19 protein-coding genes are annotated in these 19871 nt (G+C 48.1%); 5 read left to right on the top strand and 14 right to left on the bottom strand.

The features are described from left to right. Positions 1–37: 37 nt before the first annotated feature. The 3 genes from H065_RS0117155 to H065_RS0117145 form a co-directional block, all read right to left on the bottom strand. Positions 38–382, bottom strand: coding sequence for a YflT domain-containing protein (locus tag H065_RS0117155; protein ID WP_017814312.1), 345 nt, complete (start codon positions 380–382; stop codon positions 38–40). Between the two features lie 88 nt (positions 383–470). Continuing rightward, positions 471–1034 carry a hypothetical protein gene (locus H065_RS27105; protein ID WP_238557978.1) on the bottom strand — a complete coding sequence of 188 codons (564 nt, stop codon included), beginning with the start codon at positions 1032–1034 and terminating at the stop codon, positions 471–473. A 112-nt stretch (positions 1035–1146) separates the two neighbouring features. Next, on the bottom strand, positions 1147–1686 hold the full coding sequence (locus H065_RS0117145; protein ID WP_017814310.1) for a DUF948 domain-containing protein: 540 nt from the start codon (positions 1684–1686) through the stop codon (positions 1147–1149). A gap of 261 nt (positions 1687–1947) precedes the next feature. Between H065_RS0117145 and H065_RS27440 the strand changes: the two genes are divergently transcribed. After that, positions 1948–2112 (top strand): DUF1328 domain-containing protein, encoded by a 165-nt coding sequence (locus H065_RS27440; RefSeq protein WP_017814309.1) that lies wholly within the window; start codon positions 1948–1950, stop codon positions 2110–2112. Positions 2113–2283: 171 nt separating this feature from the next. On the opposite strand, the gene H065_RS0117135 is transcribed toward H065_RS27440, so the two are convergent. From H065_RS0117135 to isdC, 11 genes are all read right to left on the bottom strand, one after another. After that, positions 2284–2892: a hypothetical protein gene (locus tag H065_RS0117135; RefSeq protein ID WP_017814308.1), complete on the bottom strand. Its 609-nt coding sequence runs from the start codon at positions 2890–2892 to the stop codon at positions 2284–2286. 118 nt (positions 2893–3010) lie between these two features. Next, complete coding sequence (locus H065_RS0117130) at positions 3011–3883, bottom strand: cation diffusion facilitator family transporter (RefSeq protein WP_017814307.1); 873 nt, start codon at positions 3881–3883, stop codon at positions 3011–3013. Positions 3884–4175: 292 nt separating this feature from the next. Continuing rightward, the gene (locus H065_RS0117125; RefSeq protein WP_017814306.1) at positions 4176–5801 is read right to left on the bottom strand and encodes an ABC-F family ATP-binding cassette domain-containing protein; all 1626 of its coding nucleotides are present in this window, start codon (positions 5799–5801) and stop codon (positions 4176–4178) included. A gap of 225 nt (positions 5802–6026) precedes the next feature. Next, the gene (locus tag H065_RS0117120; RefSeq protein ID WP_017814305.1) at positions 6027–7127 is read right to left on the bottom strand and encodes an MBL fold metallo-hydrolase; all 1101 of its coding nucleotides are present in this window, start codon (positions 7125–7127) and stop codon (positions 6027–6029) included. A 258-nt stretch (positions 7128–7385) separates the two neighbouring features. Then, positions 7386–8180: an ABC transporter ATP-binding protein gene (locus H065_RS0117115; RefSeq protein ID WP_017814304.1), complete on the bottom strand. Its 795-nt coding sequence runs from the start codon at positions 8178–8180 to the stop codon at positions 7386–7388. Further along, positions 8170–9141 carry a FecCD family ABC transporter permease gene (locus tag H065_RS0117110; protein WP_026136304.1) on the bottom strand — a complete coding sequence of 324 codons (972 nt, stop codon included), beginning with the start codon at positions 9139–9141 and terminating at the stop codon, positions 8170–8172. Before H065_RS0117110 ends, H065_RS0117115 begins: the two co-directional genes overlap by 11 nt. Positions 9142–9259: 118 nt before the next feature. Further along, on the bottom strand, positions 9260–10165 hold the full coding sequence (gene isdE / locus H065_RS0117105) for a heme ABC transporter substrate-binding protein IsdE (protein ID WP_026136303.1): 906 nt from the start codon (positions 10163–10165) through the stop codon (positions 9260–9262). 249 nt (positions 10166–10414) lie between these two features. Then, a complete protein-coding gene (locus H065_RS0117100) occupies positions 10415–14413 on the bottom strand; it encodes an NEAT domain-containing protein (RefSeq protein ID WP_017814301.1) in 3999 nt (1332 codons plus the stop codon). A gap of 95 nt (positions 14414–14508) precedes the next feature. Continuing rightward, positions 14509–14985 carry an NEAT domain-containing protein gene (locus tag H065_RS0117095; protein WP_238557977.1) on the bottom strand — a complete coding sequence of 159 codons (477 nt, stop codon included), beginning with the start codon at positions 14983–14985 and terminating at the stop codon, positions 14509–14511. A gap of 127 nt (positions 14986–15112) precedes the next feature. Beyond that, positions 15113–15592 (bottom strand): NEAT domain-containing protein, encoded by a 480-nt coding sequence (locus H065_RS0117090; protein ID WP_017814299.1) that lies wholly within the window; start codon positions 15590–15592, stop codon positions 15113–15115. 45 nt (positions 15593–15637) lie between these two features. Next, positions 15638–16111 carry a heme uptake protein IsdC gene (isdC, locus tag H065_RS0117085; protein WP_017814298.1) on the bottom strand — a complete coding sequence of 158 codons (474 nt, stop codon included), beginning with the start codon at positions 16109–16111 and terminating at the stop codon, positions 15638–15640. 445 nt (positions 16112–16556) lie between these two features. Here isdC and H065_RS0117080 point away from each other — a divergent pair, with 445 nt between their 5' ends. Genes H065_RS0117080 through isdG form a run of 4 tightly spaced genes read left to right on the top strand, consistent with a single transcriptional unit; the run spans position 16557 to position 19734 of the window. After that, on the top strand, positions 16557–17534 hold the full coding sequence (locus H065_RS0117080; RefSeq protein ID WP_017814297.1) for an ABC transporter substrate-binding protein: 978 nt from the start codon (positions 16557–16559) through the stop codon (positions 17532–17534). Continuing rightward, complete coding sequence (locus tag H065_RS0117075; protein ID WP_017814296.1) at positions 17527–18606, top strand: FecCD family ABC transporter permease; 1080 nt, start codon at positions 17527–17529, stop codon at positions 18604–18606. Before H065_RS0117080 ends, H065_RS0117075 begins: the two co-directional genes overlap by 8 nt. Continuing rightward, a complete protein-coding gene (locus tag H065_RS0117070) occupies positions 18603–19397 on the top strand; it encodes an ABC transporter ATP-binding protein (protein WP_017814295.1) in 795 nt (264 codons plus the stop codon). The genes H065_RS0117075 and H065_RS0117070 overlap by 4 nt, the downstream gene beginning before the upstream one ends. Before the next feature lies 1 nt (position 19398). Next, positions 19399–19734, top strand: a complete 336-nt coding sequence (gene isdG, locus H065_RS0117065) for a heme oxygenase (protein WP_017814294.1) — start codon at positions 19399–19401, stop codon at positions 19732–19734. Positions 19735–19871: the final 137 nt, after the last annotated feature.

Genomic DNA, 19871 nt, shown 5'->3' with positions numbered 1-19871 from the left:
ATACAACCTCTTTGTCTTTAGCATGCAGCCTCTATAATTAGGATTTATGATTGGCAATAATAAGTACTTTATCTTGGTCTAATTCCTGCTCGTAAAAATCTGCCTCTGCCTGGGTAAATCCAAGTGAGGTGATTTTGGAACGCAGTTCATCACCACGTGAACGGAAAAGATTGGCAAGTGAGTCAAACATGCCTTCTTCCTTCAGCCCGATCTCCTGTGCCCCGGCTGTCTCGGCAATTTTGGCTGTAACGTCCTGCTGATGCGCCAGTACATAGATATCATCAAACCCATATCCCGTACTTTGCAGCTCCTTCACGACTTCTACAGCTTGTATACCGTTTGCTACAACTTTGGCGTATGGCTTGGCATTAGTCGGATTCATGTCTATCACCTGCTTTCACAAGATAGTCAATATACCATTTACCCACACTGCCAATCTATGAAACATTTTTTTCAGAAATAATTAATATTCACTCCGATAATGTATCGAAAATATCTGCGCTGACAATCTTCCCTGTGCCAGGGTCGGTAAAGACTTTAAAAGCATAAAAGTCATTATTGTAGCCTTCCCCATCATCTGCTGTGAAATCCGGTTCACCCAACTCACTGGTAATCGCCTGCTTATTAATAGGAAGCGTGTGACCATCCAGTGTCAGTGAGCCAGCCTGTGCGGGTACACTTACATAGTAAATGTGATCCCCCATCATGCCTACTTTCACATCGTCATACTCATATTCCGTATAGCCGGCATCCGTCTTCACCTGATGAAGCGGTTCGCCCTTTTTGTTCAGCAGCTCTGCCCGGCTGTCACTAAGAGAGACGCCATTTAGAGTATGGTAGCTGAGTGTATCCTCGGTATCGGGTTCTTCGTATACGGAATCTGTTGCAGATGTTATGGAAGCAGTATGGATACTGTTATCCGCGGGCATCGCGGCATACTCAGCAGACTGCACAGCTACGACTGGCTGTAACGGTGCATCAGATACCTGGGCAGAACCGTTGTAAGGGGACAATATTCCAGCGAGTAACATCATGTAAGTAAGCATCGTCTCACCCTTTCTGCGGTTTACACATGAATCATCATGTAGCCGTTGGTCGTTTGGAGATTATCAGAACATTGAATTCGGAATATTTAATCAAATATGGTTATTTAGTCGGGATCTTGCGGAATTTCTGCCATACGTTCACTGCTGTATCTACCCAGTTCAACCATGCACCATTGTTATGACCATTTTTGTCATATGTAGCAGAGTAGGATTGCAACGTACGATCTTCCGGAGTAGAAGCTGTTACCATGGAATGTGCATTGGTAGAATGCTCCGATTTGCCACTGGCAAATTTCACACGATCAAACAATGTACCGGATACTTCTTTGGTTTTGAGCGTCAGATCTTTTACAGTTTCGGTGATTTCACTCAGTACCACGCCAAGATTTTTAACGGATTCTACAACCGGATCAACCTGCTGCAGCTTATGTTCGACATCTCCTGTAATCTCATTAACATTACGGATAGTCTGTTTTACTTCGTATGTCAGTTCTTCCATTGTCTTTTGTACATCCTTCAAGGTTGCGGATACATTATCCAGCGAATCCTTGGCGGATAACAGGGTCTTAACGAGGAATACAACGAGTACTGCGAATGCGATAGCGACAACCGCTACACTGATACTGATAACAATGTTCATAATTTACCCTCTCTTTCAACAATGAATGTTTTGGTTTCACATTTTTTCAGGATGTTATTCATAAACTACCCTTCTGTTTTACCACCGAAACAGAAGCGAGACTTGTTCGGGGAAATATACCAACATCTGTTTCAACCTACTAACCGCGCGGTTAAGGTACTTTTACTAATTAATAAGTAACTAATTTCATACCGTCCTCGTTACCCGATATCCAATCGGAAATGCGATTTGTTCAAATTTACAAACGAAAGGGTGATATTTATGTTAAAATGGTCCGTTATTTTTCTGATTATTGCGATTGTTGCTGGCGTGTTCGGATTCTTCGGAATCGTTGAAGCGGCTGCTACTATTGCCAAGGTGCTGTTCTTCCTTTTCCTGGTGCTGTTCGTGATCAGCCTGTTTACAGGACGCAGACGAACGTATTAACAATAAAGTCATTCATTGTACCAAATGGAATGAATATGCAGCTCTGCTGCGATCCAGATAGTATCTCATCAGCAAAAAGAGCCTTTCTCTTCGGGAGAAGGGCTCTTTATGTATGGTTGGCCATAGTTACGGATTTATCGGAAATAACCTGCTACACTTTGCAATTACTATTTAACGCATTAGCAATCGGGGCAGCTTGAATAAATCCAGCCGAAAACGGACCAAAACCTCATTTTTGCCAAATTCCATTTGTTTTACTTCTACAATAGCCGGAAAATACTTGGTCAGCGAAATGTCTATAGGCTCCAACAGCGCTCCTGTCCATTCACCATGTTGTACGGTAGTATGACGATGGGTCAACACCAGCTGGTTACCCTGTAGCCGGGCATCAAAATCCAACAGCGCCCCAAAAGGAATACCCAGATAATCTCCTGTCAGATCCGCCTGTACTACATTCCCCTGCCAGGTGAAATCTGCTCCCTTGATATGCAGCCCCAGCGGATAATCTTCCTGATGATCCAGCAGCTCCTTGCGGGCAAGCTGATTAAATTCCTGCGGACTAAGTGTAATTTCCAGCCGCTTCTGCTGGATCATGGTTTGTATCTTGGCGGTTGTGTCGAGCTCTGTGTAATCAAGACCGGGATAACGCTGCGGAGCGACCATCCAGGCCAGCCATGCGACTCCGGCTGCCGCGATGACCAGTAGGATAACCAGAGCAACCAGCAGCCATTTCCAACGAAAACGTCTGGAATGCCGCTCGGAAACCGATGATTCTCTCACGGTATATACCTCTTTTCCATTCGATCCTGTACGATAGGGAGCAAAAGCAAGTATACGGTATACGAGTCTTCCCTTTTAAATAGAATAATGCATAAGGAATCCTCAAACCATTCCCTGCTCAAATCTCTTTTGGCTCCACATGTACATGCACATAATGAATATTATGCACCTCTGCCATCTTCGCTTCAACCTTATCACTAATATGATGGCTCTCGGTAATTGTGAGTTCAGGAGAGACTTCGATAATGACATCAACCAGCGTCTGGCTGCCATTGATACGGGCTTTGATATCCTTGATATTCTCTACGCCTTCAATAGAAGCAATGGTCTCGCGCAGACCGGGCAGTTCCAGCTCATCGAATCCGTCTGTCAGCCGGTGCATCGAATCGCTGAGTATATCCCAGGCGGTTTTGCAGATCAGCACGCCTACGACCAGAGCAGCGACAATATCCAGCCATGGCATCCCCAGCTGGGAGCCGATAATTCCGACTGCGGCTCCTACACTGACCATTGCATCAGAGAGATTATCTTTGGCCGCTGCCATTAATGCCTGACTATTGGTACGCTGGGCCAGCTTCCGATTATAGCGGTAGACTCCATACATAATGACTGCACAAATGATAGCGACTCCTGCCAGCCACGGCTCGGGTGCCTGTTCTTGCCCGGCAAATAACAGCCCCACACCATCTACCAGTACCTGGAACCCTACCATCGCCATAATAAAAGACGCAATCAGCGCCGCAACGGTCTCTGCCCGAAAATGTCCGTACGCATGATCCGAATCCGGTGGTTTCCGCGAAATACGCAGTCCGATCAATACAGCAACAGATGCTACAATATCCGTCAGATTATTCATCCCGTCTGCACGCAGCGCACTCGACAGAAACAGATAACCAAGAATGAGCTTGAACGCGGACAGAATCAGATAGGTGACAATACTAAGCCATGCTCCGCGCTCGCCTTCCTTAATATTCTGATATACATCCACCATGTTGTTGGTTCCTCCCCATGCAGACCGTGCTTTTCTTTCTCTTCATAGCCCGCTTCCCATTTCATCTGTCCATCGTAACAAACGGTTTTGTTGTGGGTCTAGAGAAACGTTGTAGGGAAAGGTAAACCTTGTAGGTTGGAGCAAACCTTGTAGCGCCGGTCAAAGCAAGTAAGCCAGGTGAAATGTTGTGAAGAATCAGCAACACTTTTCACTTCGGTAAATATAATTCCCTTCAGGCAACAAAAAAGGCGATTCCCCGAAAGGAACCGCCTTTTTATTCAAGTCACCGGAATTATACTTGTACCGGGTACATTTTGTCACGCATTTCCTGGATTTCTTTGCTCTCCAGGTACTCATCGTAACTCATCATACGATCGATAATGCCGTTTGGCGTAATCTCGATGATGCGGTTAGCGATTGTCTGTACGAACTGATGGTCATGGGAAGTGAAGATAATCGTACCATCAAAATCAGTCAGACCATTATTCAGTGCTGTGATGGATTCGAGATCCAAGTGATTGGTAGGCTCGTCCAGCAGCAGAACGTTACCGCCCATAAGCATCATGCGGGACAGCATACAACGAACTTTTTCTCCGCCGGACAATACACTTGCTTTTTTGAGCGCTTCATCACCGGAGAACAGCATACGGCCAAGGAAACCGCGCAGGAAAGATTCATCCGGATCTTTGGAATAACGACGCAACCAGTCTACCAGCGTCTCGTCCACACCATCAAAGTAAGCGGAGTTATCGTTAGGGAAGTATGCCTGGGAAGTAGTTACACCCCATTGGTACGTACCTTCATCCGGTTCCACTTCACCCATCAGGATTTGGAACAATGCTGTTTTGACGTTGCCGTTTGGACCGACCAGAGCGATTTTATCGCCTTTGTTAACAGTCAGCGTCAGATTGTTGATGACTTTTTCGCCGTCGATCGTTTTGCTCAGACCGTCGATCAGCAGCAGCTGTTTGCCTGCTTCACGCTCGCCTTTGAAGTTGATAAACGGATATTTACGGTTGGATGGACGAATGTCATCCAGTGTGATTTTGTCCAGCATTTTCTTACGGGAAGTTGCCTGCTTGGACTTGGATTTGTTGGCGCTAAAACGCTGAATGAAGGCCTGCAGTTCTTTGACCTTGTCTTCTTTTTTCTTGTTCTGTTCGCGGCTCAGCTGAAGTGCCAGTTGGCTGGACTCGTACCAGAAATCATAGTTACCGACATACATCTGGATTTTGCCAAAGTCGATATCGGCGATATGCGTACATACCGTGTTCAGGAAGTGACGGTCGTGACTGACTACGATAACAGTGCCATCGTAGGAAGCCAGGAAGTTCTCCAGCCAGTGAATGGATTCGATGTCCAAATGGTTGGTAGGCTCATCCAGCAGCAGGATGTTCGGGTGACCGAACAGGGCCTGAGCGAGCAGGACGCGTACTTTCTCGTTACCGTTCAGTTCCTTCATCATTTTGTACTGCATTTCGTTGTCGATACCCAGACCGTTCAGCATCTCGGCAGCTTCTGCTTCCGCTTCCCAACCGTTCATCTCTGCAAATTCGGCTTCCAGTTCGCCGGCACGCATGCCGTCTTCATCACTGAAGTTTTCTTTGGCATAGAGAGCATCTTTTTCTTTCATAATATCGTACAGGCGTTTGTGACCCATAATTACGGTCTCCAGCACCTGGAACTCATCGTATTCGGATTGGTTCTGTTTGAGGATCGCCATACGCTCGCCCGGAGTGATATGCACTTCCCCTTCATTCTGTTCTACTTCACCGGACAGAATTTTGAGGAATGTGGATTTACCGGCACCGTTCGCACCGATCAGACCGTAACAGTTACCTGGCGTGAATTTAATATTTACATCTTCAAAAAGGGCGCGCTTACCGTAACGCAGCGTGACACCTGAAGTACTTATCATGTATACAACCCATCCTTATCATTAATAAAGTATTGTGTAATGAAACCTATCTCATTTCATGAAAAAAGGCAGTATTCATTTTCATGAAATTACTGTTGGCAATAGTATACCACACAACTTTGGGTAATCGAACCATTCCTGCTATCTTTTCTTATTTAAAATTTGTAATCATGGGCATCAACAAAGACAGCCGGCTACCTTGCTGACCGGCTGTCTGATAGGAGATTAGATTACGTTTTCCTTGTCTTCGCTATCTGCTTCTTCATCGGCATTACCATGGACGATCAGCGTCTCGCCATAACCAAGTACACGGATACGCTCCGGTTCGATCTTCAGACGCTCTCGTTCGGTTTCCAGCCGATCCAGCGCTTCCCTGGCCGTATCATCGGCGAGCTTGAACGTTCCGTAGTGCATCGGAATCATCGTCTCGGCACCTACATCGCAAAAGGCGCGCAGCGCTTCTTCGGGCGTCGTATGCTGGGAGCTCAGGAACCACTCCGGTTCATACGCGCCGATCGGCATCAGTGCCACATGGATCTTGTGACGCCGGCCGATCTCGCTGAATCCCGGAAAGTATCCACTGTCTCCGGCAAAATAAATGGTAGGCGGCAGCGGCTCATGGATATACCCATCAGCGTGGCTATCCCCCGATACCGCAGGAACATTCGGTTTGGGTGCAGTCGGGTCCTGCTCGGTATTCCATACATTATGCGGCTCGTCCGGCAGCACCGGATGTTGTACTGGCTCAAGAACATATCCGCCCCAGTGGGAAGTATTCGTATCCAGCAGCGTACGGCGGCTCCAGTGCTGGGTCGGTACAAAGGTAATATTTACATCGCCTACTTTGAACGTCTCCCACCAGTGCATTTCATGACAGCGATGAAATCCTTTGCGAACCATTTTGGACTTCAATCCTGCTGGTACAATAATAGTAGTGGAGCTGCGATACAGCTTGCGAATGGAATTGATATGCATATGGTCATAATGGGAATGCGAGATCAGAATAATATCGATCGGCGGCACATCCTCGATCGGTATACCTGGCTGACCGATCCGGCGCTGAAATGCTAGCCGCTGTGCCCATACCGGATCAGTAACAATATTCAGCCCTTCATATTGCAGGAAAAAGGTCGAATGACCGATCCAGGTAATCGAAGCATCTTCCCGATTGGCATGCAGGTAGTCCATTTCCGGTTCTGCATGAGGTACGACATAAGAACGGTCTCTTGATGCTTTGCGGCGTCGGTCTTCACGCCACTGCTTGAATTGTTTGAGTGTCTTGTCGATACTGACATTGTCTATATTATCGTAACGAATCTTCGGCATAGGATTGTATTCCTCCCTGATGAGTCTTGACGATTAGTATGCAGGTTCCTGCTGCTTATTGGCAGGCAGTCCCAACGTATCATGTGTATATTTCGGTCTTCTGTTTTACCTGCTGGTATTTGAAAGATTATTACCCGGTTTACATATCTACGTATCAACCGATCCCTATAATATCCCAATGTAAAAAAAGCCCGGTAATCCCGGCGATCGGGTTACAGGGCTTTTTAGTCGGATAGAGTCGAGACGGTAAATTGGCTGTTAAGCTTCTATGAGTGTCTGCTGACGTACGCTGACAGGGATCACATACAATCCTGCCTCTTCATCCTGCCGAACGGCTACATGCACATCATACACAGAGCGGATCAGCTCGGCAGTGACAATCTGCTCCGGCTCTCCACTCATCACAATCCTGCCTTCTTTCATAGCGATCAGGTGATCACTGTACCGGATCGCCTGATTGATATCATGCAGCACCATGACAATCGTCAGTCCATGCTCCCGGTTCAGCCGCTCGATCAATTCCATAATTTCCAGCTGGTAGTACATATCCAGATACGTGGTTGGCTCGTCGAGAAACAGTACAGGTGTACGCTGTGCCAAAGCCATCGCAATCCATACCCGCTGCTGTTCTCCGCCGGATAACTGATCGAGTGTACGATAGCGCCGCTCCTCCAGATTGGTGCACTGCAGCGCCCATTCTACCGCCTGATCATCTTCTTCCCGGCGGCTGGACAACATGGTCTTGTACGGCAGTCGACCAAAGCGCACCAGCTGTTCTACCGTGAGATCTGCAGGTGCTTCATTCTGCTGATGCACAACAGCCAGTTTGCGTGCAAGCTCGCGAGGACGATACTGCCGGATCTCTTTGCCATCCAGAATAATCTGTCCCTGCCGCGGAACAGCATTATTGGACATTACGTTCAGCAGGGTTGACTTGCCGCAGCCATTGGGACCGATAATCGTCGTAATCCTGCCCGGCTGAATCTCCGCGCTCACCTGATGCAGACGATCAATCTTGCGATCATAGGAAAAAGTAATCTCTCTAATGTCCATGGATACGGTCACTCCTTCGGATCAGGAAAATCAGGAAGGGTCCCCCGATAATAGCCATAATAATAGAAGCAGGAATCTCCTGCGGAGCGAGCAGCGTACGGCCCAGTGTATCGGCTACCAGCAGCAGCAGTCCTCCGGACAATGCACAAAATGGAATCAACCAGCGATGATCCGAACCGACCAGCTGACGCGCAATATGCGGAATCAGCAGACCGATAAATACGATCACACCGGCAATCGCTGTCGCACTGGACGCGAGTATAACTGCGATAACCGAGATAATCAGCCTTGCTCTTGTCACATGAAGGCCCAGATTACGGGCAGTTTTCTCCTGCAGGGACAAGTAATTGCACCAGGTGCCGACGAGCAGTGCCAGTAATAGTCCAATCCCGCCATACCAGAGTATCACCTCGACATCGACCCACTTTTTCATCGACAAGGTAGAAGTGGAGACCTGATTGATACTGGTGACCGCATAACTCCCCCGGTAATTAAACGACTGTCCGAGCCCCGAGAAAATAGCATTGACCGCCACGCCGATCAGGATCAGACGTACCGGATTGAGCCCGGATTTCCAGGAGAATCCATATACCATCGCCCACGCGAGTGCCCCGCCAAGAAAAGAAAATGCAGGCATCCAGAAATACAGCGCCGGAAATACGGTAACCGCAATCAGTGAAATCAGTGCGGCTCCCGAAGAGATGCCGATTACGCCCGAATCTGCCAGCGGGTTCTTCATCACCGCCTGTAGCAGTACCCCGGCTACTGCGAGTGCTGCTCCGGCCATCAGTGCCACAATAATGCGTGGCAAGCGCAGATCACGTACTACATTTACCTGTGCATCGGTGCCTGACCAGAGACCCTGAATGAGCTGCATTGCGCCTACTTTGAGGCTGCCGGTCATAGCCGAGAACAGCACGACACCAATCAGCAGCAGACTCACAGCGACAAAGCTCCACATTCGTCTGCGATACTGACGCGGATAATCCGGCACTGTCTGTGGTACAGCTGTATTCGCAGCGGCAGACCATGCCGGTTTGGGAGTATTGGATATCATGATTTGCTCCTTTCTACGATGATCAGGATTCCGGATAGAGCATTTTCACCAGTTCATCCATTGCAGCATCGGCATTCAGACTGGCTGTTGTGCCAAACAGAGGCTCCGGCAAATCGTATACACGTCCTTTTTGAACCGCGTTAAAATGCTTCCAAATATCATTTGTTTTGAATTCTTCATCAAACATCTTTACGACTTCTTCGGGCATACCGTGAGCCGCTCGCAGAATAATATCCGGATTGGACTGTTGCAAATACTCGGTATTGGATGCCAGATATTCCACACTCTCTCCCTGCACCACATTGGTACCTCCGGCGATTCGAACCAGATCCCCGATATACGAATTCTCGGTAGCTACCAGATAACTTCCGGGCACCCCAAGCAGAATCAGTACTTTGGGAGAAGATTTGCCTTTGACCTGCTGCTGGATCTGTTTTACTTTGCTCTGCAGCTGATTAATGACCTGATCGGCCTGCTTGGTACGGTCGAAGCGTTCGCCCAGCTTGCGGATTTCCTGTTCCATATTACCGAGACTTTCCAGATTCAGAAATTCGGCATTGACGCTCATATCCTTGAACTTCGGTTCCAGATCGTATTTTAGCGTAGTGACGGATAAAATGTCTGTTGGCTGCAAAGACAGTACCTTTTCCATATCCGGGCTCATCGGGTTACCGACATCCGGTACACTGGCATACCGCTCCGGCAATGTCTTGCTGCTGGTGGGCTTGCCGGCAAGATCCAGATCCAGTGCATTCGCAATCTCTGTGATGGCGACTGTAGTCGCAACGATGCGCGCCGAGTCTTTGGCAGCTGCCTCCGCCTGCGGTGCCGCAGAGGTAGCTGCCGAGCCCGCTGGTGAAGAACAGCCGGTCAAGCACAGGATCAATACGATAAGCAGGAGCATAGGACAGGATGACTTCCATGACATTCGCCCATGACGCACTGTTGTACGAGGACGCTGCTGTTTGTGTAAATGCACCTTTTTCCCTCCATCATTTAAATATTTTCCATTTAAATATTTGCCAAAATGCCTGCAAGCCCTGGCACCATGATGCACCAAGACTTGCAAGTAGGCAGGTCTGTTATTCCTGCTCCCATATGCTGTTGATCAATGATTCTTCCCTGCAATGTACGACGAATCTGGTACCGATTCAGTCGGTATTGCAGTGTAAGGATATTATGATTTGGCTTTTTTGGTCGCTTCATCGAACTTTAGCTGTACATTATACCAGTGGTCATACGGTACACCGCCAATGATCAGACCGGGTACCACAACATGGGTATAGGCATTGATTTTGCCTGACAGATTATCGACCTTGAAACGAACAGTGGTTACTTTATCGGTTGAAGATATTTTCTCTACGTCCTTCAGTACACCATCCTGCTCGACCTGAAGAACAGGCATCCAGCTGCCATTATTCAGTGTCAGTTCGGCATAGGTCTGACCCTTTTCTTCTATTAATGTTGCTGTTGGCTTAATGTAATCGTTCATGACCGACAGCTCATTACTCTTGTCTTTGTATACTTTTACAGCAATGCTGTATTTCTGTGCAGCAGCTTCGCTGGCAGATGGCTCGGTATTGCCTGTATTGGCAGAAACATTGCTGTCTACAGCTGCTTCTCCAGCCGGAGTAGCTTCGCTAGCACCGGACGGGCTGGAAGGGACTGTTTCTACTGCCGGTACTGCTTGTGCGCTGTCTGTTGTCGATCTGAGCGTGGAGCGGTCGAAGAGCAGCTGACCACCCATTTTCCCGGTATTCAGAGCCTGAGCGAAAATACTGAGTTTGCTGTCCAGATTCGGCACTTCAAATGTTATCGTCCGGGATTTGCCATCCTGCGATTGGGCTACGATCTGTGGCGCCGTATATTTGCCTGCATAATCGGTCATAAACATCGGTACCGATTCACTATCCGTAACCTGAATAGTGGCATATACTTTACCGTTTTTGGCAGTTAATTGGGCAGTTCGGTCCAGATAAGGGGTCAGGACAGAATCCGTATCGGTACCATTTTTCAAAATACGGTAAGTGGCTGTGTAATCACCGTCAGCAATATTGTTATTGCCTTTGTCGCTGCTTGCATCTGTTGCTTTGCTGTCTGCAGTCACAGCGCTTGTATCAAATTTGAACTCAAAATCGTATACGGTATCACTGCTACTGTCTGCTGATGTGCTGGCGATGCTGACACCACCGGTCGTTACGAGCTGGGCCGGTACATTTTTGGTGTAATCGGACACGCTGAATTTGACGGTTTTGGTATTTTTGGCTTCATCGCTGCTGATGACTTCGGCATCTTTGTAGCCATCACTACTGCCCACACGCAGCGTTTTGATCTCATTGCCGTTGTTCAGTGTCAGGGTGACATAGCGGCTGTCATTTTCCACAGTCAGCTGAACGGGTTGATCGTCTGGCATAAAGCGCTCCAGCGGAGTGGATGTACCGGAAGCGATACCCGGCATCACGATGCTGAATGGCAGCTTGTACGTACCAGCTGCAAGCTTGGCAAAGTCCAGTGGAACAGCAGTTGTTGTCGTAGATAATATTGGCGCCTCATACAAAGTGAGCGAGCCTACTTGCAGATCCACATCATACGTATGATCGTAATCCATACCACCGATCACCAGGTCCGGAACGATAACATGGGTGTTCACTTTTACTTTACGCGGCAGATCCGTTACCGGGAATTGCACGGTACGAGTATCACCGGAAGTCGCAATTACTTCTGCTTCCTGTCCGCCCACTTTGAACGTTTTGATCCAGCTGCTGTTTTTGAGCAATACCTGTACAACATATTTGCCGCCTTTTTTGATGACAGTTGCCGGTTTGCCCAGATAGCCGTCCATAACGGATGTTTCTTTGGTTCCGTATTTGTAGGCAGTCAGGGAAGCACTGTATGTTCCATCTGCCATACCGTCTGGTGTGGTAGGCTGCTGAGGTGTCGGAACTTCCGGCACAGGATTCTCCGGCGTTGGAACCTCTGGAGTCGTCGTATCCGGAAGCAAGCCCGAAGTATCCAATTGCAGTTGGACGGTATACCAGTTGTTATAATTCAGGGCAGGTATCACCACATGGGTATAGGCTTCCACTTTTTGCGTCGGATTGTCGATAGCGAACTCAACGACGCGGGTATCATTACCTGTCGACACTGTTAGTGCTTCTTGAAGCTTGCCTTCCACCTTGGTTTGGAAAGAAGGAATCCAGGAGCTGTTTTTGAGCGTCAGGCGAATTGTATACTTGCCGGCATCGGCAATCAATTGTGCCGGCTTGGCGGTATAACCATCCATAACAGAAGTTTCATTCGTACCATTTTTGTACACGGTAAAATTCACATCATATTGTCCGTCTGCAATCGTGCCTGTACTTGGCGCCGTTGTTACAGGACTGAGGCTGGAAGCATCGAATTTCAGACGGATCGCATAATCCGCTTCGTATGTCGGTGTTGCTTTGACATGTACCTGCGCCTTCAGGATATCGTCCAGATTGGCTACCTCGAATCGAATCTGGCGCGTATTGTTGGCTGCATCCTGGCTAACGATAGTCGATTCGACCAATGTACCCTGGGCTTCGGTCTTCAGACTGGTTACGATACTGCTGCTTTTTACTGTAAAGGACACATAGTACTTGCCATCTTTGGCTGTAAATGTGGCTGGTGCAGTAAAGTAATTGGCCATGGAAGAAGGCTGCTCTTTGGTCGCATGCAGAACCGTGTAGTTCAGATTGTAGTCACCATTTTGATAGATCGGTGTCTGTACGCTATTGCCAAACTTGAACTGCACATAGTACCAGTTGTCATACCCGATACCGGAGATAACTACATGGGTATAGGCATCTACTTTTTGTGATACATCATCAATCGGGAATTGAATAACACGCATATTTTTGGAATGATCTTCCGAAAGGGTATCTACTTCGGTATAAGTCCCGTTTTGTCTGGTTTGCAGGGAAGTAATTAGGCTGCTGCTATTGATAGTCAGGCGGATATAATGCTGATTGCCTTTGGTTACCAGCTGGGCTGGCTTGTTCATGTAACCATCCATGATGGAGGTTTCTTCGGTCCCATTTTTGAGTACGGTATAGTTAATATCTGATACGGTTTCTTCGATCAGACTGCTGTTGTCGAATTGGAATTGTACGGTATACCAGTTGTCATATTGGAGCGCTGGAATTGTAACATGTACCTTGCCGGATATTTGGGAATTGCTTGTTGTCAAAGCATCGGCAGGGAATTGCACCGTACGTATATCATTGGTTGTATCTTTTGCAATAATACCTGCATTGGTATACGAACCATTCACATCGGTCTGAAGTTCGGTCACCATGCTGCTGCTATTGATACCCAGCTGGATATAGCGTTTGTTATCCGCTGTCGTCACAAGAGTAGCAGGTTTTTGCATGTAACTGTCCATCATGGATGTCTCGCTTGTGCCATCCTTGAGAACGGTATAGTTCAGGGTTTGCCGGGTACCTGTTGCAGGTTCAACCAGCTCGGGATCCGCCGGAGTAGACGGCGTTTCTCCTGTATTATCTTTGGTCAGAGTCGATGTATCCAGAATCAAATAACCCGAACCCGCCACATCATTGAACTTGTAATTCAAAGTGATTGGACCGTTCAGATCATAGACATCAAAATGGACTCTCGTATAGTTCTTGGCTGTGGAATGATTGGTTGCAGCCTGCGTCTCCTGTGTATAGACTGCTGTGCTGGTCTGATTGTTTTGAGTAGCGGTTACCTCGGTAAAACTTTCGGCATTGATGCCGCGGAAGCTGAATGTGTATTGACCGTTTTTGACAATAACACGACCGGGACGATCGGCATTGCCATAGCTTTCGCGAAAAGCAGTTACTTCTCTGCTCGTATCCGTAGTACGAACCACTTTGTAACCGATCGTGTACTGCCCGTCTGCATACGTACTGTATGTAGCCGTCGTAGCGGTCGAATAATTAAACAGGCTCATCGAATCCTGTGAAGGAACATGAATCGGTGTTCCGATAGGTGCATACGTATTCCCGCTCACTGCTTCAGATGAAGTAGCGCCATAGGTATCTGTACTTACGCTGCCGGCTTCACTGCTACCGATATCCTCTGCGAAGGCGGAAGGCAGTGCCGGTGAAACCATGGAGAACAACATCACAAAAACAATACATTTAATTAAATATGGTGCAAAGCGCCTTTTCAAAGTCATGCTCCCCCTGTTAACAAAATAGACTTATCCGGAGCCGGGTGGCCCCAGATAAGCAGTAGTCATCTATCTACCTATTTGTGTTTTTTAGTTTAGATGCTGGCTTGATCAAACCAATACTGCACAGTGTACGTATGGTCATATGGTTGACCTGCTACATCAGCAGGAACGACTACACGAATCTGGGCGTTTACTTTGTTCGACAGATTGCTGACCGGGAACGTATAGGTTACCGTGTCACCGCTTGTTGTCGAGGCAGCCGTTACATAAGTGCCATTTTGTTGCGTTTTAAAAGATTTGATCCAGTCTTTATGGTTCAGTGTTACTTTTACTGTGGCTTTGCCACCGGATACGATCAGGGTAGCCGGTTTTTTGGAATATTCGGAGTTATCCATATAAGACGCATTGTTCGTGCCATTGGCATAGACGGTGTAATCGATCAGATACGTACCATCCGCTACCGCCGCGTCTGCTTTGGAGGCTCCCGGTGCCATCAGAGCACCGATCAATGCCACGATCATTGCGATCATCAGAGCTTTGAGCCATGTTCCTTTTTCCGTACGGTTCATTGTTACATTCACTTGGATTCATTCTCCTTCTTGTTCAATTTTGAATAACCGTCCACTCTTTCCCCAATTCCACCTTACAAAGCGTAGTGTAATGAAGCTGTATTTTCTTTTGTAAATAAATTCTTAATTACTCGGCGCTGGAAGAATCGAATTTCAGATCTACATTGTATTTACCAGTGTAGTTGATAACCGGAATTTTGATCTCGGCATAAGCGTTCAGTGTGGCGTCCAGATCAGATACCGGGAATTCCACAACACGGGTGTTGTTAGCCGTATTGGTGCTAACTACAGTAGCGTCTACCAGTTGACCATTTTGTTCTGCTTTGAATGCAGTGATCAGATTGCTGCTGGTAATAGTAAGACGAGCTTTGGTTACGCCATCTGCCACGGTCACGGTGGCCGGCTTCACTACATAGCTGTCCAGGCGGGAAGTACTGGTCGATCCATCGGCGAGTACTTTGTAATCTACGGAATACGTGCCGTTGGCCAGAGCCGCGTGAGCTGCACTTACAGGCAGTACGATCATTGCCAGCAGCGCGGTCAGTACAACAGCCAGCAGGGTATTTTTAAAGCTCCATTTGGTCGAACGGTTCATCGCAATATTCATAGTAACACTCTCCTCGATACGTATGATGGGATATGGATCATTGCATTATTTGGATTTCTTCAGACTGGTGCGGTCGAATTTGAAGCGAATCGTATAGTCATGATCGTAGCTGTAAGACGGTACGGTGACATGGATCTGCGAGATCATCGCATTGTTCAGATCGGCGACCGGGAATTGGACAACACGCGTATCTTTGGCTGTATTGGTCTTGATCACTTTGGTATCCACGATCTTGCCTTTGTATTTCACCTTGAACTTCGTTGTCCAGGCGCTATGGTTAACAGTGATCTGCATGGTCATTTTGCTGCCAGTCACATACAGTTTGGCCGGCTTCTCAAAATAATCGTTCGCAATGGATACGGAATTGTCTTCCGCGCGGAGTATGTCGTAATCAATGGTGTATGTACCTTTCGCCGGTCGGCTCGATGACGCTGCAATAGCAGACGATGGAACAGCTACAACAATAACCATCGCTATCATCAGCATCCACAGTACCGGTAATGCATATTTCCGTTGCATATCGGACAAAACTCCTCCTTTCATATGAAATTGAATTGAGCGAGATTTAATTGATTATCATTCTCAATTAAATCTAAAAATAAATGTCCACAGGACATGTGAAATGCTTGATTTTCCCTCCCCATGCATAATCAGGGAAGATGTGTGCATTACACAATGCTCATGTTAGACCAGTTTTTTGATCTTTGTCAATACGTCAATTTTGGCGTAATACCTTATTTTTAAAGGATTTTTCATCCTCTGGTAAAGTTTCATTTCCTCTATATGCGCAAATCCTATTGTCTTGCCTGGAGAGCTACAAAGCTGCAAATTAAATTTTAAATTTATTTTATTATTGACGTTACAAATGATATTAATTATCATTTAACTCAAGCTTGATAATTGAAAATGATTATCAATTAGCTTAAATAGATTGTATACAAAAAGCAGGAGGACATCAATTCGTATGAAGGCTTCACATTTGGGCATATCCATCCTGCTCGTCTGCACACTGGCCGGATGCAGTCAACCGGCTGCTTCTTCCACCGGAACGGCTGCCACTGCAACGTCTGCAGCAGCTGCCAGTACAGTATCTCTTACAGACTTTGCCAATCGCACTATACCGCTGCAGCATATTCCCCAGCGAATCGTAGCTCTCAGCAACGGGGATGTCGATATTATCTATGCACTGGGCGGAACGGTCGTGGGACGCCCTACTTCTACAGGCAAGGCACCTGTACCCGCTGCCGAAAAGGTACAAACTATCGGCTCCACCCATGAAATTGATCTGGAAAAGATCGCTTTCCTGCAGCCGGATGTCGTACTCGGTAACGCACCGCTCAATGAAAAGGATATTCCGACAATCGAAAGCATCGGAGCTCAGATGGTACTTAGCTCGGCGAACTCGGTAGCGGATATCCAGCGGCAGATCACCCTGTTTGGACAGATGCTTCAGCGTGAAGACCGGGCCAGTCAGCTGAATGATGAACTGAAACAGCATATCCAGAAGCTGTCGACCTCTGCCAAAGCTGCTGCCCATCCACCAAGGGTGCTGCTCGTCTACGGAGCTCCCGGTACATACATGGCCGCTCTGCCCAATTCGCTCAGCGGCAACATTCTGGAACTGGCCGGTGGCATCAATATCGCTGCCGATCTGCCGGGACTGCAAAATTATCCGCAGTATGCCCAGCTTAACACCGAGCGTATTGTCGAAGCGGATCCGGATTATGTGCTCATCATGACCCATGGCAGCGGAGAGGAAGTCAAGGCAGGATTTCTGAAAGAAATGCAGGAGAATCAGGCATGGAGTAGCGTCAGCGCCGTTAAGAATGGTCAGGTAGACGTTCTGCCTTCAGATCTGTTCGGTACTAATCCGGGCACAAGAGTTACCGAAGCGCTTGATCTGATGCACGGTCTGCTGTATCCGGATAAGGCTCATGAGTAATCCTGATTTGCAGAAACGTTCTCACCGCGATTCGCGACAACGGTTGAGTGCAGATCTGCAAACGTCACGTACGGATCTGCGACAAAGATCACGTCGCAGATGGCTAATCGCAATACTGCTGCCGGTGCTGTTGGTTTTGGTCTCTATCTATGGGATTGTGCATGGGGCGGTGTCTATTCCTTTGCAGGAACTGATGGCAGTCTGGCTGTATGGTCAGGAATCGGTATATCGTACGATTGTTATGGATCTGCGTGTACCACGAGTATTGGTTGGGCTGTTGGTCGGCGCCTGTCTTGCTGCATCCGGTGCACTGCTGCAGGGGGTTATGAAAAATCCGTTGGCTGATCCGGGGATTATCGGAGTCTCGGCAGGCGGCGGACTGGCAGCGATGATTACGATGGTCATCCTTCCCCAGTTCAGCTATCTGCTGCCGATCACTGCTTTTGCGGGAGCCTTTATTACCGCTATCGTCATCTATGTCATGGCCTGGGAACGCGGTGCTTCACCGGTCAAAATTGTGCTGGCAGGAGTAGCAGTTAATGCACTGCTTGGTGCGTTTACGAACGGGATCATGGTTATTTTCAGCGATCGAGTGCAGGCCGTACTGCCCTGGCTATCCGGTGGGCTCAATGGTCGCAGCTGGCATCATCTGGAGTTTATGGCGCCATATGCGATTATCGGTCTGCTGCTCTGCCTATTCGCGATCCAGCCTGCCAATCTGCTGCTGCTGGGAGATGATTCGGCGCGGCTGCTTGGTCAGCGTGTCGAGTTGCAGCGATTCATGATTATTATGCTGGCAGCACTATTGGCAGGTACGGCGGTCAGTGTTGCCGGACTGGTCGGCTTTGTCGGACTGGTCGTACCGCATATGATCCGGCTGCTGATCGGGGAAGATTACCGTTTTCTGATTCCCTTCTCGATGCTGGGCGGCGGGGTACTGGTCGTGTTTGCCGATACGGTTGCCCGCTCCTGGTTCGATCCGATTGAACTGCCTGTCGGTATTCTGCTGGCTGTACTCGGTGCTCCATTCTTCCTTTACTTATTAAAACGAAAAGGGCCGGTGCTGTCATGACGAATGCGATTGAAGCCAGCGGCATCCAGCTGAACCGCGGACACTTCCGGCTGGAAGATGTACATATCTCCATACCTGCCGGACAGCTGACCGCGATCGTCGGACCGAACGGTTCCGGCAAATCCACGCTGCTGCGTATTCTGGTTCGCCTGCTGCAGCCCGATCAGGGACAGGTGAGTGTACATGGCAGACCTGCTGCGAAGTACAGCCTGCGTGAATGGTCTCATACCATCACCATGCTGCCGCAGTTAAAGGAATCGCTCCCACAGCTGACTGTGCGGGAACTGGTCGCCTATGGACGAGCTCCCTACAAGAAACGATTCCAGCCGCTGCAAAGTGCCGAAGATCAGACGATTCTGGATCTGGTCATGCAGTGGACCGGTATCTCCATGTATGCCGATCGCATGTTCCATACGTTGTCTGGCGGCGAGCAGCAGCGGGCGCGGATTGCCATGGCTCTCGCTCAGCAGACCGATATTGTACTGCTCGATGAACCGACAACGTTTCTCGATATTGCCCATCAGTTTGAAGTGATGGATATGCTGCACCGGATTAACCGGGAGACCGGGCTGACGATTGTGATGGTACTGCATGATCTGCAGCAGGCTGCCGCTTACTGTGATTATATGATTGCCTTGCGACAAGGTCGGCTCGCTGCCTCCGGTCATCCAATGGAACTGTTGAACGATGACTTTATCCGCAATATTTATGGAATGAATGCCACTATCCAATTTGAAGGGAAGTACCCGGTCATTCTGCCGGAGATCCCTCACCACTCAGGAGGAAGATAATATGATTATCGTAACCAATACATCCCAGCTTACCAAGGGCAGTGCTCATCTGCTCGTCGAGCGTTTTGACAAAGTCGGCAAAGTGGAATTCATGGAAGGCTTTCTCGGTCTGGAAGTACTGTTCAACGACAGCAACAAAGAGTATGACGAAGTGACGATCAGCACACGCTGGGAATCCAAGGATCATTTTCAGGGCTGGACACGCAGCGATGCTTTCCGTGAATCTCATGCCCACCGCAATATTCCGGATTATATCCTGGATAACAAGATCACTTTTTATGAAGTGAAAATTGTACGCAATCCAAAGACTGCGCCAGAAGATCAGGCAGCCGTATAGGAAATGGATTGAATAGCCGTATGCATAGAAGTACCAAAAAGCGAAGGACTTTACCTCAGTGGTAGAGTGTCTTCGCTTTTATTTTTTGCTATATGATGTCTGGATGAGATTATTCTGATCTATCTGGTAGAGTCGCA

Source organism: Paenibacillus shenyangensis (genome assembly GCF_000346635.1).
GTDB classification, from domain to species: domain Bacteria; phylum Bacillota; class Bacilli; order Paenibacillales; family Paenibacillaceae; genus Saccharibacillus; species Saccharibacillus dauci.
Note: the sequence above shows the minus strand (reverse complement) of the source record. Positions and strands in the feature narration are given on the sequence as shown.